This is a genomic window from Pseudomonas saliphila (genome assembly GCF_008638345.1).
Lineage (GTDB): Bacteria > Pseudomonadota > Gammaproteobacteria > Pseudomonadales > Pseudomonadaceae > Halopseudomonas > Halopseudomonas saliphila.
On record NZ_VTVA01000008.1, the window covers coordinates 134,212 to 148,844 of the forward strand.

The 14,633-nt window shown below is 59.0% G+C and carries 15 protein-coding genes; 5 read left to right on the forward strand and 10 right to left on the reverse strand.

Going from position 1 to position 14,633, the window contains the following annotated elements; all coding sequences use genetic code 11:
* Positions 1 to 17: 17 nt before the first annotated feature.
* The 7 genes from FHK95_RS10940 to FHK95_RS10970 all read right to left on the reverse strand — a co-directional run bounded on the left by FHK95_RS10940 (position 18) and on the right by FHK95_RS10970 (position 7,343).
* A complete protein-coding gene (locus FHK95_RS10940; protein ID WP_150304653.1) occupies positions 18 to 1,346 on the reverse strand; it encodes a sensor histidine kinase in 1,329 nt (442 codons plus the stop codon).
* Positions 1,343 to 2,008: a response regulator transcription factor gene (locus FHK95_RS10945; RefSeq protein ID WP_150304654.1), complete on the reverse strand. Its 666-nt coding sequence runs from the start codon at positions 2,006 to 2,008 to the stop codon at positions 1,343 to 1,345. Before FHK95_RS10945 ends, FHK95_RS10940 begins: the two co-directional genes overlap by 4 nt.
* On the reverse strand, positions 2,008 to 2,313 hold the full coding sequence (locus FHK95_RS10950) for a PepSY domain-containing protein (protein ID WP_235906766.1): 306 nt from the start codon (positions 2,311 to 2,313) through the stop codon (positions 2,008 to 2,010). Before FHK95_RS10950 ends, FHK95_RS10945 begins: the two co-directional genes overlap by 1 nt.
* Entirely contained in the window at positions 2,314 to 2,622 is a 309-nt protein-coding gene (locus tag FHK95_RS10955; protein ID WP_150304655.1) for a PepSY domain-containing protein, read from the reverse strand.
* Positions 2,623 to 2,837: 215 nt separating this feature from the next.
* Positions 2,838 to 4,076: an RICIN domain-containing protein gene (locus FHK95_RS10960; protein ID WP_150304656.1), complete on the reverse strand. Its 1,239-nt coding sequence runs from the start codon at positions 4,074 to 4,076 to the stop codon at positions 2,838 to 2,840.
* A complete protein-coding gene (locus FHK95_RS10965; RefSeq protein ID WP_150304657.1) occupies positions 4,069 to 4,929 on the reverse strand; it encodes a hypothetical protein in 861 nt (286 codons plus the stop codon). Before FHK95_RS10965 ends, FHK95_RS10960 begins: the two co-directional genes overlap by 8 nt.
* A gap of 368 nt (positions 4,930 to 5,297) precedes the next feature.
* Positions 5,298 to 7,343, reverse strand: a complete 2,046-nt coding sequence (locus FHK95_RS10970) for a TonB-dependent receptor domain-containing protein (protein WP_150304658.1) — start codon at positions 7,341 to 7,343, stop codon at positions 5,298 to 5,300.
* Between the two features lie 291 nt (positions 7,344 to 7,634).
* Here FHK95_RS10970 and yghU point away from each other — a divergent pair, with 291 nt between their 5' ends.
* The 3 genes from yghU (at position 7,635) to FHK95_RS10985 (ending at position 10,195) form a co-directional block, all read left to right on the forward strand.
* The gene (gene yghU, locus FHK95_RS10975; RefSeq protein WP_150304659.1) at positions 7,635 to 8,522 is read left to right on the forward strand and encodes a glutathione-dependent disulfide-bond oxidoreductase; all 888 of its coding nucleotides are present in this window, start codon (positions 7,635 to 7,637) and stop codon (positions 8,520 to 8,522) included.
* 115 nt (positions 8,523 to 8,637) lie between these two features.
* Positions 8,638 to 8,958 (forward strand): quaternary ammonium compound efflux SMR transporter SugE, encoded by a 321-nt coding sequence (gene sugE, locus FHK95_RS10980; RefSeq protein ID WP_150304660.1) that lies wholly within the window; start codon positions 8,638 to 8,640, stop codon positions 8,956 to 8,958.
* 103 nt (positions 8,959 to 9,061) lie between these two features.
* Positions 9,062 to 10,195, forward strand: a complete 1,134-nt coding sequence (locus tag FHK95_RS10985; protein WP_150304661.1) for a glutathione S-transferase family protein — start codon at positions 9,062 to 9,064, stop codon at positions 10,193 to 10,195.
* A gap of 52 nt (positions 10,196 to 10,247) precedes the next feature.
* Here FHK95_RS10985 and FHK95_RS10990 read toward each other — a convergent pair whose 3' ends face one another.
* A complete protein-coding gene (locus FHK95_RS10990; protein WP_150304663.1) occupies positions 10,248 to 11,513 on the reverse strand; it encodes an OprD family porin in 1,266 nt (421 codons plus the stop codon).
* 186 nt (positions 11,514 to 11,699) lie between these two features.
* On the opposite strand from FHK95_RS10990, the gene FHK95_RS10995 reads away from it, so the two are divergent.
* Both FHK95_RS10995 and FHK95_RS11000 read left to right on the forward strand, forming a co-directional pair.
* Positions 11,700 to 13,046, forward strand: coding sequence for an MFS transporter (locus FHK95_RS10995; RefSeq protein ID WP_150304664.1), 1,347 nt, complete (start codon positions 11,700 to 11,702; stop codon positions 13,044 to 13,046).
* 75 nt (positions 13,047 to 13,121) lie between these two features.
* The gene (locus FHK95_RS11000; protein WP_150304665.1) at positions 13,122 to 13,403 is read left to right on the forward strand and encodes a DUF503 domain-containing protein; all 282 of its coding nucleotides are present in this window, start codon (positions 13,122 to 13,124) and stop codon (positions 13,401 to 13,403) included.
* A gap of 33 nt (positions 13,404 to 13,436) precedes the next feature.
* Here FHK95_RS11000 and FHK95_RS11005 read toward each other — a convergent pair whose 3' ends face one another.
* Both FHK95_RS11005 and rarD read right to left on the reverse strand, forming a co-directional pair.
* Positions 13,437 to 13,646 (reverse strand): DUF3565 domain-containing protein, encoded by a 210-nt coding sequence (locus FHK95_RS11005; RefSeq protein ID WP_150304666.1) that lies wholly within the window; start codon positions 13,644 to 13,646, stop codon positions 13,437 to 13,439.
* Between the two features lie 6 nt (positions 13,647 to 13,652).
* Positions 13,653 to 14,552, reverse strand: coding sequence for an EamA family transporter RarD (gene rarD / locus FHK95_RS11010; RefSeq protein ID WP_150304667.1), 900 nt, complete (start codon positions 14,550 to 14,552; stop codon positions 13,653 to 13,655).
* Between the last annotated feature and the right edge of the window lie 81 nt (positions 14,553 to 14,633).

Here is a 14,633-nt window from a genome sequence, read left to right on the forward strand (position 1 = left end):
GATGCCTGAAGCTGGATTCATCCCAGCGCCGGTTGGCTCCGCGGCAGCCGGATATGAACTGACAGGCCACCCAGCGCGCTGGTACCGAGTGACAGTTCGCCATGCCAGGCGGCCAGAATGTCGCGCACGATACCCAACCCCAAGCCCTGCCCATCGACATGCTGATCCAGTCGGGTTCCGCGCTCCAGTACCCGAGCCCGCTCGGCAAACTCGATGCCGGGGCCATCGTCTTCGATCAGCAGCCGGTAGCCGTCAGCCTCCTCCGCGATCGTCAGCGTGACTGCCGAGCGCGCCCATTTGCAGGCGTTATCCAGCAGATTGCCGAGCAACTCCAGCATGTCTTCACGGTCCCAGGGCAGTCGACACGCCGGTGGCGCCGTCCAGCGCAGCGCAATGTCACGTTGATGGATCATACGCAGGGTATCCAGCAGTGGTGGCAGCTCGGCTGCGCAATCGAAATGCGCACCAGGCAATACGTCACCGGCCAGGCGCGCACGGGTCAGTTCACGGCTGACCCTATGTTGAATCTGGCTCAGTTGTTCCTTCAGACGTCTGCGTAGCACCGGATGGGCGGACAGCTCCTCCCGCTGGACCAGGCTGCCCAGCACCGCAAGGGGTGTCTTCAGTGCGTGGCCGAGGTTGCCCAGCGCATGACGCGATCGCTTCAGCGTATTGTCAGTGTGCGACAGCAAGTGGTTGATCTGTTCAATCAGCGGTTGCAGCTCAACCGGTGCCCTGACCTCCAGCTGCTGACGCTGGCCCTGCTGCAATTGAGCGACCTGCTGACGCGCCTGCTCCAGCGGCCGCAGCGCAGCCTTCACCGCGTAACGCTGGAGCAGTACCAGAATCAGTACAAACAACAAGACCAGCCCAAAGCCGCCCAGCCGCACCTGGGCGAAGCTATCGAGTACCGGGGTGTAATCCTGCGCCACGCTGATGTGGATGATCTCGCCATCACGCTGATACTCCGCGCGATACGCCATCAAACGCTGACTCTGTGGGCCATCGATAAGCCCATCACTCAGCCCCGCACTGCTTGGCCATGCGGGATCGACGTCCCATAACGAGCGTGAACGCCAGGTGCGATCAGCCACGTCGATACGAAAGTAATGACCGGAAAAGGCACGCTGATAACGTGGATTGATTCGCTGCGCATCGAGCTGCACGCCATCGCCCCCCGGCACCAGGGCTATCAGCAACCCTTCAGTTTCGTCGCGCAGATCGGTTGCCAGGGTGCGGCGCAAACCGGCCTCGAACAGCCAGAGACTGGTTTGCAGCAAAAGCAGACTCAGAATGACCAGAGCCGCTACCAGTCCGAGACTCAGGCTGCGCTGTATGGACCTCAAGCGGCGCCGCCAAACCGATAACCCTGACCGCGACGGGTTTCGAACAGCTCACGGCCAAGCTTGCCGCGCAGGCGGTTGATATGAACTTCGATGACGTTGGAGTCGCGCTCGGTTTCGCCATCGTATAGATGCTCGGCCAACTGCGATTTCGACAGCAGTTGCCCCGGATGCAGCATGAAGTAACGCAGCAGACGGAACTCACCCGCAGTCAATTCGATCTCCTGGTCCTGCTTGCGGCATAGCTGCCGCGATTCATCCAGCTCCAGCCCGCCAGCCTGTAACAATGGCTGGTTAGCCAGGCCATGGGCTCGCCGCAACAGTCCCTGAATGCGTAACAGCAGCTCCTCGGGATGAAAGGGTTTAGTCAGATAATCATCCGCGCCGGCCTTCAGGCCCTCGATTCGCTCGGCCCAGGAACCCCGCGCGGTGAGGATCAGTACCGGCGTTGCCAAACCACGCGCACGCCAATCGCGCAATACCTCAAGCCCCGGTTTGCCAGGCAAGCCGAGGTCGAGAATGATGAGGTCGTAAGGTTCGCTGCTGCCCTGATAATCGGCGTCACGGCCGTCGGCCAGCCAGTCCGTGGCATAACCCTGGCGACTGAGACTGGCCAGCAGCTCATCGGCCAGCGGCACGTTATCTTCGACCAGTAACAGCCGCATCAGTCTTCCTCGTCCTGAAGCACACGACCGTCCCGGGCGTTGAATTCCAACTCACGGGCCACGCCCTTGACCGTGAGCAGTTCGATTTCATAGATATACACGCCGTCATCCTCTTCCAGCTCCGCTTCAAGCAGGCGCGCGCCCGGATACGACTCCGAAACGCGCTGCAGAATACTCTCCAGCGGCAGAATCAAGCCGTCACGGCGTAGCTGCAGGGCTTCATCCTGATCCAGGTCACGGCTTGCCGCTGGCGTGGCGGCGAGCAACATGGCCAAGGGGAGCATGGAAAGAGTGATTAGCCGCATTTAGTCGTCCTGATGGTCCTTCAGCACTTCGCCGGTCTTGGCATCGAGTTCCAGATCCCATTGCACACCTTGTTCATCGCGCAATTCCACATCATAGAAGTACTGGCCATTTTCTTCATCCAGTTCAGTATCCTCGATCTGGGCACCAGGGTGCTTGGCCAGGGCTGCCTCGTTGAGCTTTTCAAAGGATTGGATAGTACCTGCATCGCGCAGTTTCAGCGCTTGGTCCGGCCCGATATCCTTGGCTAGCGCAAGGTTTGCGCCCAGGGTCAGGGAAGCGGCAACGATCAAGGTAGTGAGGGTTTTCATGGTTCAGTTCCTGTGGTTGGTTTTGACGTTCACAGAATAAGAGGCCGTGCTTAACTGAACCTGAACGAAACCACATACAGCCTAGCGGGCTGCAATTGGACTGATCCAGCCCGACTGCCCCTGAGCACCCTGAACACCTGCGCGCGCGGGGTGACTCTATCAAATACAAAAAAGCCTCACCAATGGTGAGGCTTGATCCTCAACTGGACGCAACCTTACATCCCGCTAAAACTGAATCGCTGGCTGGCGGATCCGTTACAGCTTGTCTGAGTCAGGCTGCTGCCATTGGCATTAGTCCCGGCATCGAGGCAAAGACCACTGTGTCGCGCCGTCACCTGGAACTGCCCTTCGTCCAGCTGCTTGAGCTGCCATTGCTGACTTTCCCGCACCGAGCATCTATACGCGATGACATTTGCCCCTGCTCGCGTGCTGCTCGCCACAACGTTCAGACAACCCTGGGTGCCGGTGCTGGCCAGTTTGACGAAGTCACCTTCCAATTGCGTCAGGGTCCACTGCTGATTGGTCGCCTGAGTACAGGACCATTGCACGACATCGCTCATGCCCCAGCGGGAGTTGTTGACGTTCAGACAGCGTCCATTGGCGGCGACCTTGATCAGGTAGTTACCGTTCTGCACGGTTGCGCCTGGATCAGTGGGTTCCGTTGGGTCAGTAGGCTCGTTTGGGTCAGTGGGTACTGTGGGATCAGGATCCGGCGCAGGCCCGCCCACCTTGGTCGGACGGAAAGCAACCAGCCTGTCCTTCACATTATTGATTGCCCTGGTGGCGTCTGCTTCATCCCTGGCTCCGGCCTCGACGCCACAGGGGTAGCCCCGGCACTGTGTACGCGGATTGGAAAAGACCGACATCTTGCTCGCCCGGTAATACCACTCGTAGGTCATCAGCGTGCCAAACGCTCCGTTCACGCCATGGCCCAGACCGTAGCGGAACTCCACCCCTGCAGTATCGCCCTGGGCTCTCGAATGCAACAGCCCCATGTTATGGCCCAACTCATGCGCCAGCGCTGCCGGGCCGCATCCGGCACCCACGACGTTGAAGGCATAGCTGGGATGAACTGCAAGATAGCCCACACCACAATTGCCGGACTGATGGATCTGGGTGACAAAATCCGCCCCCACGCGGTCGCGGATCTGAGCGACGGCGGATGACCGGGCAACATCAGTGAGTGCCTGACTCATGTCACCGGAGGCGAAATCATTGCGCTCGACCCCGACGATACGCAGCTGCAGATCGACCTGGCTGTTGCGGTACATGGTGTTGATCTGATCCTGCCAGGCCTGCATGACGACGGCCGGTTCGCCCTGCATTCTGGATGCGCTGTAATCGTCATACAGCACGAGGAGATCAATCTGCGCAGCATGGGCGGTGTGGGCTGCGCTACTGAATACCAGAGCGGAGACGCCAAATTTAAGGTAATGCCCGAGACGTTTAATCATGGGTGCGGTTATCCAGCTTGTTATTGGAAGAGTGGGTGTCGAGATCGTCCGGAATCACGTAATCCGGTTCGTTCTCATCGAACTTGAACAGCGTGGATGCGTTGGCAATCCAGCCCTGTTCGCCTACTGCTTCGATGACGAAATGGCCTTCTGGCGTAAACATGCCGCCTGAGGCCATCCGCTGGCCGGAAGTAAAGGTAACGTCATACGCCGAACCGGATTCGTCGGTCACGGCGCCCAACTCATCAACCAGTTTGCCGTGCCAGGTGACGCTGCCGTCACTGTTGGCCAGCGCCTGGGTAATCTCTGCCTGGTAGATCTGCCCGCTCTGGCTGATCGGTAGCTCGAGGGTGTCGCCAGCGACCAGCGTCTCCAGTTTCATGCGCTTGAACTCAATGAATTCGCGACCGTCGTTGCGTTCTTCGTCGCTCAGATCAAGCCCTGCGCCTGCGTCGTCGCTAGCGTTCCAGGCAGCGGATGCAGACAGGGCGTCCCGCACCTGAGCCGAGTCAAACGCCCGCCCATCGCGACGCGCTGACATTTCATGCAAACGCATCGCCATAGTCGGATAGTCTGGATTCAACTCGGTCAATTGCTCTTCCGGCAACTGGTCTGCATCGGTCATGGCGCTGTCTTCGGCGGCTGTTTGGCCGGTAGCATCGGCAATCTGCCGGTTCTGCGCCTGGGAACGCTGCTGTGCGGACCGGGCAGCAGCGTCGTACATGGCGTCCGTTGAAACGGACGCCTGTTCAGCAACCTGCTCATCCAGCGGCGCTTCATCCGTTTGCGCCATCCAGTAAGCAGTCCCCAGAAAGATGGCGCCAACCGCCAGCACCGGATAGATCGGCTTCATATGTTCAACCTTCGTTTGATTTGCGCACCGAAGACAACCAACAGCCACTGAAATTCGATCCGAGGATCACGCTGAGCTGAATGTTCGTTCGACGAATTATCCGTGAAATCCACCGCATCCAGCGGGACGCCTTCACAGATTTGGCGGGTCAGCCAGGGTCAAGTCGGGAAATGCCAAGCAGGCACGTTAAGCAGCCAGCACTGCGCTCACTTTCTTACGAAAAATCAGCGTGTGGACGTCGAACAGGCTCGGTCAGATACGAGGGATCTGCAAACACTGATGGCGGGTATTGCGGGGCAATAGAGTAAATCAGGAGAGAACGACCAAAGGCCCGAAAAAATTCGGGCCGCCGCATCGCAGAGTCAGGTTCAGAAATCCATGGTCAAACCGACCACCAAACGACGTCCGTCCAACACGGCACCATACTCTTCGCTGGTGACTTCCTTGTTGCCTATGTTGTACAGGCCGGCCTTGACGCCCAGCCTATCAGTTGCCTTGTACACCACACCGGCGTCGACGAAACCGTAGCCTGGCGTGCCATCCGACATGCTGGTGCGGCTCAGGTACTCCGACGTCTCGCTGCGATAGTTGCCCTGCAGCCAGGCATTCCATCTGGGCGTCACCGTCCAGTCAAGCAAGGCATTGGCCATATGCTTGGGCTGCTTGTTCAGCGGATCACCCTTGAACTCGCCGGTCTTCTGCTCGGAGTCGGTATAGGTGTAGCTGCTGGATAGCCATACCGAGGGATGCAGTGCGTAATCAACGGTCAACTCGACGCCTTGCATGATAGCTTCGTCGACGTTGGTACGGGTGCTGAGAAAGTAGTAGTCGGTACCAGCAAAGCCGCAAGACCAGGCCGCGACATTATTGCGGTTATCGCCCGAGCCGTCGGCGTCGGTTACACAGAAACGGTCTTCGGCAATCTTGTCCTTGTATTGGGTATGGAAGACCATGAGGCTGGTCTTGAAGCCCAGCTCGGCATTGTCATAGTTGAAACCCACCTCATAGTTGGTGCTGCTTTCGGGGTCCAGCTCTGGGTTGCCGATGATCAATGCGCGCGGGTGGGGAGCAGGTGAACCACCGCCACCGGTACCACGACCAAAGCCTTCAGTAGCCTCCGCCAGCCCGGGCTGCTTGTAACCCGTGGAGACGCCACCTTTCAGTGTCAGATTGGGGGTCGACTGGTAGACGGCGTAAATTCGCGGCGACAGGTATCCGCCGAAGAGCTCGTCATCGTTGTAGCGCAAACCGGTGGTCACTGCCAGGTCGTCGGTAACGCCCCACTCCATCTCGACGAAAAGCGCAGCGAGCCAGCGGTCCACACTCTCCACGGCGCCCGGCACATTGGATGTCAGCAGCCCGTTGGTTTGATCGACGAAGTCCTCGTATTTGTACTGACCGCCAACGGTGAGTACATGCGATCCCAGAAAATAGTTCGCCTGGGTGTTGAACGTGGTGACCTCTTCTTTTTTGGTCGCATCCTGCACCCGCTCGGATACGTCATGCTGCAGGAACGTGTTGGTGCGGAGATTCCCGTACAGTCCATCATGGGCCAGCACATAGACGTCCTTATCGAACTCTGTCGTGCTTTCTGTCGCGTCGGCCGCGATGCTGACACCCGCGTGGTGCGTCTCGTCCAGCCGTGCGGCCTGGTAACTGGCCGAGAAACGGTTCTGCTCGTTGGGGGTCAGGTACAGCTCGATCCCGCCCTGCTGGCGCTTGCCATCGGGGGTGCTCGCCGCGCTGTCATCCAGCCCCTGAAACCTGCTCTCGTCGGTGACTGACTGAGAGCCGTTGACCTTGGCACCCAGCAGACCGGGGATCAGCGCCCCGCTTGCGTAGAAGTTGCCCAGCCAGGCATCTTCACTGAGATCGTTCATCGAGTGGGTGTATTCGCCGGAAACCGTACCGGCCCAGGTATCGCCGCCCTTGCGCGTGATGATATTGATCACGCCGCCCATGGCTTCCGAACCGTATAGCGAGGACATTGGTCCCCGTACCACCTCAATACGTTCGATCATCGAAAGCGGGGGCAAACCGATCTGCTTGCCACCGTCGCTGCCATTGGTGTTGACCGAGCGACCAGCCGAAATCGGCCGCCCATCGACCAGATACATAGTGTAGGAAGAGGACATGCCGCGAATGCTGACATCCTGCATGTTGCCGCCGCCTGTCACGTAGACCCCGGGGATGTTCTTCACGGCATCATCGACATCAGTGTATGACTGCTTTTCCAGCTGTTCGCGGGTAATCACAGAGATACTGGCCGGCGCGTTCGCGATGTTCTGCTCGTAACCTGCCGCGCTCACTACGGTCGTTGGCTGTAGCGCGATGGTCTCCTGCGCCTGCACAAAGCTACCCATCGAGGCTAAAGCCAGACTGCAAGCCAGCCTGTGTCGTTTGAATTTGGCCATATAAGAAAAACTCCTTGAACCTCACGGTGATCGTCGCGAACAGCCTGAACAGCCCGCAGCCAGATCAAGCGTCGGACATGACCGCTTGATCGGAACGCATAATATTATCTTTCTCATTTGAGAGTAACTCTCATTAGCGCGACACATCGTTGCAAACGATGGAACGCAGCGGTGGTGTTTATCGCGCTGGTGCAGGTGAAGGGGACAGCCAATCTGAGCTAGTCTTGAAGTTCTTCCAACCCGATCAGGTCAAATCCAGGTCAAACCTGGCACAGTAAAAAGGCATCGCTCATGACTGACGCAATCTACACACCGCCCAGAGTCTGGAAATGGGACGCCGAGAATGGCGGCAAATTTGCCAACATCAATCGCCCATCCGCCGGGCCGACACATGAAAAGACCTTGCCCGTCGGCAAGCACCCGCTACAGCTCTACTCGCTGGCTACTCCCAATGGCATAAAGGTAACCATTCTGCTTGAGGAGCTGCTCGCAGCCGGACACCAGGGTGCTGAATATGATGCCCATCTGATCAGAATCACCGAGGGCGACCAGTTCAGCAGCGGCTTCGTCAGCATCAACCCCAACTCCAAGATCCCGGCAATGCTGGATAACAGCAGCAACCCGCCGATCCGCATATTCGAATCGGGATCGATCCTGCTGTATCTCGCTGAAAAATTCGGCGCTTTTATTCCACAGGATGTGGCCGGGCGGACGGAATGCCTGTCCTGGCTCTTCTGGCAGATGGGCGCCGCCCCGCTGCTGGGCGGCGGCTTCGGGCACTTTTATGCTTACGCACCCGAGAAATACGAGTACCCGATCAATCGCTACACCATGGAAGTGAAGCGGCAGCTAGACGTGCTCGATCGTCAGCTGGCCGACCGGCAATACATCGCCGGGGATGAATACAGCATCGCTGATATGGCTATCTGGCCCTGGTATGGCGCCCTGGTGATGAATCAGGTCTACGAGGCCGCCGAGTTTCTGCAGGCAGACACGTATAAAAATGTGCTGCGCTGGGCCGAAGCCATTAGCCAGCGGCCTGCGGTCAAACGCGGACGCATGGTCAACCGCACCTGGGGTGAACCTGAGGAGCAGCTTGCGGAGCGCCATGACGCCAGCGACTTTGATACCCGCACCCAGGACAAACTCGACGCCGCCAACGCGGACGACGCGAGCTAGCAGTTTTCGCCTGACGCCCATCTGATACCATTCTTTCAGTCCAGTCTGCAGCGGGGACGACCCCGTTGCAGCATTCGTCAACGGGGACGACCCCGCACGTTGTTCTGGTATCGCAATGAGTTGGATTCTACTGTTTCTCGCAGGGCTGCTGGAAGTCGTATGGGCGGTGGGGTTGAAATACACCGAAGGTTTCACCCGGCTGTGGCCGAGTATCGGCACCCTGCTCGCCATGATAGTGAGTTTCGGCTTGCTGTCAGTTGCGATGAAAACCCTGCCCCTGGGGACCGCCTATGCCGTGTGGGTCGGGATCGGCGTGATTGGCTCCGCGCTGCTCGGTGTGTTCCTGTTCGCTGAGCCGATAACGCTCGGGCGAGTGATCAGCCTTGCACTCATATTGGCAGGAATCATCGGCTTGAAGTTGGCGGACACAATGTGATGGCATTCACGCTTTAATCGCCAATCATTGTGGGTGGCAGGCGCCGCTCGGCAAAGCTGGCACAATCGCTGACAGCGCCTGCCCACCTCACAAGGAGATATCGATGTCCGTCAGCTCTTCAGTCAACGTGCTTTACGGCCTGCCCCACTCGCTTTATACCGGCATAGCCCGCAGCTACCTGCGCACGCAGGGCATCGCCTACCTGGAGTTGCCGCCCGCCCACGCCGATTTTGTCGAGTGGATTCTGCCGACCATCAAGCGCAGCATTGTCCCTGTGCTGGAAACACCGGACGGCGAGATCATTCAAGACAGCCTCGACATCATCGACCATTTCGAGCACCAGGGCGTGCCGTACCCGGCCTACCCCGAGGGGTCACTGCAGTCAGTACTGTCGATCATCCTGCAGTACTACGGGTACCAGGCGATGTTGCGCCATGCCATGCACTATCGCTGGTCCTATCTCGGACAGCAGGACGTTTTTCTGCGCCACGCTTTCGCTACCGGCAGTGATGCCGCGCGCGCCGAAGCGATCATGGCGCGGATGCAATCCTATCTGCCCGCGCTGGGCATCAATGCCGACACCGTACCGCTGATTGAACGCTCCTTTGAAAATCTGCTGGACATTCTCGACGCGCATTTTGCGCAGCATCCCTTCCTGTTCGGCGGCCGGCCAAGCGTGGCGGATTACGGGCTTATTGGTCCGATGTTCGCTCACCTGGGTCGCGATCCCGTGCCGTCCGACCTGATGAAGCGCCGCTCGCCCAACGTGTTCCGCTGGGTAGAGCGAATGACGGCGCCCGGTCTGGATACGCCGGACTTCCCCGGTTATGGCACTGATTTCATCGCAGCCGATGCCATTCCCACCACCCTGGAGCCGCTGCTCGAACATGTTGCCGAGGAGATCTTTCCGGAGCTGACCGCCAAGTACGAGTGCATGGATGCCTTGATAGCCGAGCATCAGCCAGAAGATGGCCAGCCTGTGGCGAGCAAAGCCCACCAGCGCCATGTGGGACAGGTTGAGACGACCTTTCGGGGCGCGCCGATCACCTCCGGCGTGGCGCCCTATTCGATGTATATCCTGCGGCGTGCGGACCAGGTTTTGGCACAGGCAAGCGACTCAGAGCAAAGCGCGGTGCAGGCCTACCTGCACCGCTTTGGTCTGGAACAGGCGCTGCCGGGCGAACGCGGTTACAACGTCGCGCGCCGCAACCATATCGAGGTATGGGAGCGGCCCTAACCAGAGAATCAAATAAATCGACGGCTCATTGCGAGCCGTCTGACCCTTACGCTCAGAGAATATTCAGCGGGAAGTCAACAAACACGCGGACTTCGTTACCTTCGCTGATTGCAGCGCGGGCGTTGCTGGATACGCGCAGCGCCGAACTGCGCAGGCGCACGCTCAGGTCTTTGGCCGCGCCGCTCTGCACCACATACTGCAGCTGGTTGAAGACTTCCCGCTCGGTGCCTCTGCCCGCCTCAGCCAGCTTGATATCCGTGCCGCGAATGTAGGCGACCTTGTAGCTCAGGCCCGGCACACCGTACTCAGCGAAATCCACACCGTAGGCCAACTGCCAGGAGCGTTCGTCTTCGTTGTTGAAGTCCGACCAGTAGGAGTTGGCCAGCCAGATGCTGGTGCCGCCATCACCGACCCAGCCTTCGCTCTGATAGAAACCGTAGTTGTAGCCCACGTCACCGCTGCTGCGCTGATAGGCCAGGGTGAAATCATGCGGCCCGGTGGCGTAGGTAGCCGCCAGACTCCAGATGCGATTCTTGCGCTCCTCAGGGTCGAATTGCTCCTCCTGATTGGTGCGGTAACCGCCGAAGTCCAGCGTCAGCGAATCCCCCTCATTCAGCGGACGCACATAGTTCAGGTTTACATACTGACGCTTCAGGACATCTTCAACGTCCGAGCCATAGAGCGCAGCGCTGATAGTGTTATTGAATTGATAGCTGCCGCCGAGCACATCAATCGATTTCAGCTCACTGCTGTCACGCCCTTCATCGCTCTTGCGTGACTGCCCCGTAAAGCGGCCCGCATGCAGCACCAGCCCATCAATTTCCTGCGAGGTAATCAGGGTGCCGGTGAACGACTCCGGCAGCAACCGGGAGTTGTCATGGCTCAGCACTGGCAGTGTCGGGCGCTGCTCGCCGTAGGTAATGACCGTATTGGCGACGCGCGCCTTCAGCGCAGCGCCAGCGCGGGCAACGTCGTGCTCGATATCGCCGTTGTCGTCGACCATGAAGAAGTCGATGCCGGGCGCACCCGCGCGGCCGTTGCCGCTATCCAGACGCAACCCATACGCGCCAAAGGCATCTACGCCGAAACCCACGGTCCCCTGGGTAAAGCCCGAGCTGAACGAGGCCACAGCGCCCTGCCCCCATTCGGCCTTGTCCTGATTGCCCTGCTTGTAATCGCGGCTGATATAGCCATTACGCAGGAAGAGATCCAGGCTGCTGCCTTCGACGAAGCCCCGTGCATCAGCCTGGTCTGTGGCCAATGCAGGAGCCGAAGCCAACAATCCCAACAAGATAAAACGCGCTTTGTAATCAGACATCTTGGTTGATCCGGGCATAGTATTGCGTGGCAGAAGTCCGCGCCGGTCAACGGGACAGGCATGGAAATGTGAGGCGCATTATCCACATTCTCTCGCCAGCAACCAGTGCCTATGTGCATACGCAGCGTCATGTGTGAGTGGTAATGTGGCGACTCTGTTTGTCCGATTCGTTAGTCAGGAGTTTTCATGAACCGCACCGAACTTGCGCCCAAGCGGGAAATATTTGGCTGGGCTATGTTCGATTTCGCTAATCAGGGCTACACGCTGTTGATCATTACGGTGATTTTCGGGGATCTCTTCACCCGGGTGATCGTAGGCGATGCGCCGGATTACCGGATGGGCAATCTGCTATGGAGTCTGGCACTGGCGGTCAGTTATCTGATGGTGGTGGTGGCCAATCCGGTATGCGGCGCGATCATGGATTATTCGCGCAGCCGCAAACGCTTTCTGTTCGGCAGTTATCTGCTGACCGTGCTCACCACAGCCTTGCTGTACTTTGTCGAGCCCGGCTGGATAGTGCCGGCCATGCTGCTGATCATCCTGTCCAACTTCGCCTACTCCATGGGCGAAGGGTTCGTTGCCAGCTTTCTGCCGGATCTCGGCCCGCGTCAGGCGCTGGGCTGGATCTCCGGGCTGGGCTGGGGTGTCGGTTATATCGGCGGGCTGGTGGCCACGGCCTTTACGCTGTATTTCCTCGGCGATGTGTCGGCGGAGAACTACGAAGTCATCCGTTGGGTGGGCCCCTTTGCCGCGGGGTTCTTCCTCGTCGCAGCAATTCCCACGTTCATCTGGCTCAAGGAGCGCGGCAGCAAACGCGAGACACCCGCCGGCCAGTCGCTGTTCAGCGTGGGCATGCTGCGGGTGGGCACCACCTTCAAGGAAATACATCAGTTTCGGGATCTGCGCTCGCTGCTGATATCCATCTTCTTCTCGATGGCCGGCATCTACATCATCATCGCCTTCTCTTTCATCTATGGCGCGCAGGTGATCGGTTGGAACGAGGAAATTCGCGCGTTCATGTTCATTACAGTGCAGATTACGGCCGCACTCGGCGCCTTTGCCTTCGGTGCATTGCAAAGCCGACTGGGTGCGCGCCTGACCTACATTCTTACGCTGTTGCTGTGGCTGGTGGCAATTCTGGCGATCTGGCAAACCCCCAACCTGACCGGCCTGCTTCGCGCGTGGTTAGGGGTGGACTGGGAGCCCCAGCATGTCTTCCTGTTTGCCGGCGCGCTCGCCGGCACCAGTCTCGGCGCTTCGCAATCCGCCGGCCGTGCGCTGGTGGGCGTATTAACGCCGCTCGGTAAATCCGCCGAATTCTTTGGCCTGTGGGGCACTGCGTCCAAGCTCGCAGCGGTGTTCGGCATACTCGGGCTGGGGCTGGTGCAGTGGGCGTTCGGGCTGGCCGATGCCATTCTGTTTTGCATGGCATTGTTTACCGTGGCTATTTTTACCGTCCTGCCTGTCAATGAGGCGCGCGGCACCCAGGTTGCCGAAGACTGGCGTGAGGGCTCTGCCGAGACGACACTCTAGGACTCAGCCACAGGCACGGGATTGCGCTGCTCCAATCGCAACGCACCCTGACTTGCACCAGAACAGGAGTCGCGCATGAACATTGCTGTACTGACCTTCAGGATATCGCTGCCCGGCTGCGGTTCACTCAAGGAAAAGCGCCAGCGTATGGGCGGTCTGCACGAAAAGTTTGGGCGTAATCCGTCGATCGCCGTGTGCGAAAGCGCGGACCTGGACCGGCTGGACGCCAGCGAGTGGTCGTTCGTGGTTGCGGCGACTACCGCGCAAAAGGTCGAATCGATCTGCAGCGAGATCGAAGACAAACTGCAGCGCACCGTGGACGGGCGCGTGCTGGATGTGGCGCGGGAAATACTCTGACCGCGACCAGCCTGACCCGCCGGGCAATCCGCTTCATGCTATCTGGTCCGGCGGCGCGCCCTCATCACACTTCTTGCAGTTGAGTAGAAAACCCAATCGACTGTTGCGGCCCATCTCGGTGATCACCCAGAAGCGTTCCTGCCAGGGCGGATTGTGTCTGACATGCTGAAAATGCCCGCATGCCAGCTCAGCCACCCAGTGCTTCTCTTCGTCCAGATGATAACCGGTGATGGGTCTTTGCATGTCGCCTCAGATTCGTTGTTCAACCGCCCGGCTCCCCTGCCATGCGGACCAGGAATAGAGCGCCAGAGCGATCCAGATAGTAATGAAACTGATCAACTGCACCGAGTTCAGCGGCTCGTTGAATACAAACAGCGCTATGAGAAATTGCAGTGTCGGGTTGATATACATCAGAAAGCCCACGGTGGACAGGCGCAAGCGTCGCGCCGCACCCGCGAAGGCCAACAACGGCACCGCAGTCACTGCGCCGCACGCGATCAACAGCAAAGTATTGCCTTCCACCAGGAAGTTGGACGCGCCCGATGCGCTCAGCCAGCCAAACGCCAATAAGGCGATCGGCAGCAGGATCAGCGTTTCGACGAACAGACCAGACAAGCCATCCAGGACGATCTGCTTGCGCACCAGTCCATAACAGCCAAAGGACACCGCCAGAATCAGGCTGATCCAGGGCACGCTGGCGAGCATTACGATCTGTATCATGATCCCGACACCCGCCAGCAGCACCGAAACAACCTGCAGGCGCGCCATACGTTCACGGAGTATCAATACACCCAGGGCGACGTTGATCAGCGGTGTGAGGAAATAGCCCAGACTGGCCTGCAATACATGCTTCGTCTCGACGGCGTAGATGTACAAGCCCCAATTGATGGCGATCAATACAGCACACAGTGCCACACGCCCGAGCCCGCTCGGATTGGCCAGGGCCGCGGTCACTGGCTGCCAGCGGCGCAACAGGCTGATCACCAGCATCAGAAACACACAGGACCAGAGAATCCGGTGCACCAGCACCTCATAGGCGGGCACGCCGTCAAACAGGGCGAAGAACAGCGGAAAGCATCCCCACATGGCATAGGCGGCAATCCCGAAGGCGACGCCCCGGGTGGTTTCGGATGATTCGTTGATGCGCATAGTCCTCTCTTTTGACAACCAGCCATCATGATGACAGCTTCGATGCGAGTATGGATGCAGGATCAAGGGGAACTCGCTCCG

Excerpts from the sequence above, each read along its gene's own strand:
- FHK95_RS10945 (WP_150304654.1), bottom strand. The coding sequence starts at position 2,008 with ATGCGGCTGTTACTGGTCGAAGATAACGTGCCGCTGGCCGATGAGCTG.
- FHK95_RS10950 (WP_235906766.1), bottom strand. The coding sequence starts at position 2,313 with ATGCGGCTAATCACTCTTTCCATGCTCCCCTTGGCCATGTTGCTCGCC.
- FHK95_RS10955 (WP_150304655.1), bottom strand. The coding sequence starts at position 2,622 with ATGAAAACCCTCACTACCTTGATCGTTGCCGCTTCCCTGACCCTGGGC.
- FHK95_RS10960 (WP_150304656.1), bottom strand. The coding sequence starts at position 4,076 with ATGATTAAACGTCTCGGGCATTACCTTAAATTTGGCGTCTCCGCTCTG.
- FHK95_RS10965 (WP_150304657.1), bottom strand. The coding sequence starts at position 4,929 with ATGAAGCCGATCTATCCGGTGCTGGCGGTTGGCGCCATCTTTCTGGGG.
- FHK95_RS10970 (WP_150304658.1), bottom strand. The coding sequence starts at position 7,343 with ATGGCCAAATTCAAACGACACAGGCTGGCTTGCAGTCTGGCTTTAGCC.
- yghU (WP_150304659.1), top strand. The coding sequence starts at position 7,635 with ATGACTGACGCAATCTACACACCGCCCAGAGTCTGGAAATGGGACGCC.
- sugE (WP_150304660.1), top strand. The coding sequence starts at position 8,638 with ATGAGTTGGATTCTACTGTTTCTCGCAGGGCTGCTGGAAGTCGTATGG.
- FHK95_RS10985 (WP_150304661.1), top strand. The coding sequence starts at position 9,062 with ATGTCCGTCAGCTCTTCAGTCAACGTGCTTTACGGCCTGCCCCACTCG.
- FHK95_RS10990 (WP_150304663.1), bottom strand. The coding sequence starts at position 11,513 with ATGTCTGATTACAAAGCGCGTTTTATCTTGTTGGGATTGTTGGCTTCG.
- FHK95_RS10995 (WP_150304664.1), top strand. The coding sequence starts at position 11,700 with ATGAACCGCACCGAACTTGCGCCCAAGCGGGAAATATTTGGCTGGGCT.
- FHK95_RS11000 (WP_150304665.1), top strand. The coding sequence starts at position 13,122 with ATGAACATTGCTGTACTGACCTTCAGGATATCGCTGCCCGGCTGCGGT.
- FHK95_RS11005 (WP_150304666.1), bottom strand. The coding sequence starts at position 13,646 with ATGCAAAGACCCATCACCGGTTATCATCTGGACGAAGAGAAGCACTGG.
- rarD (WP_150304667.1), bottom strand. The coding sequence starts at position 14,552 with ATGCGCATCAACGAATCATCCGAAACCACCCGGGGCGTCGCCTTCGGG.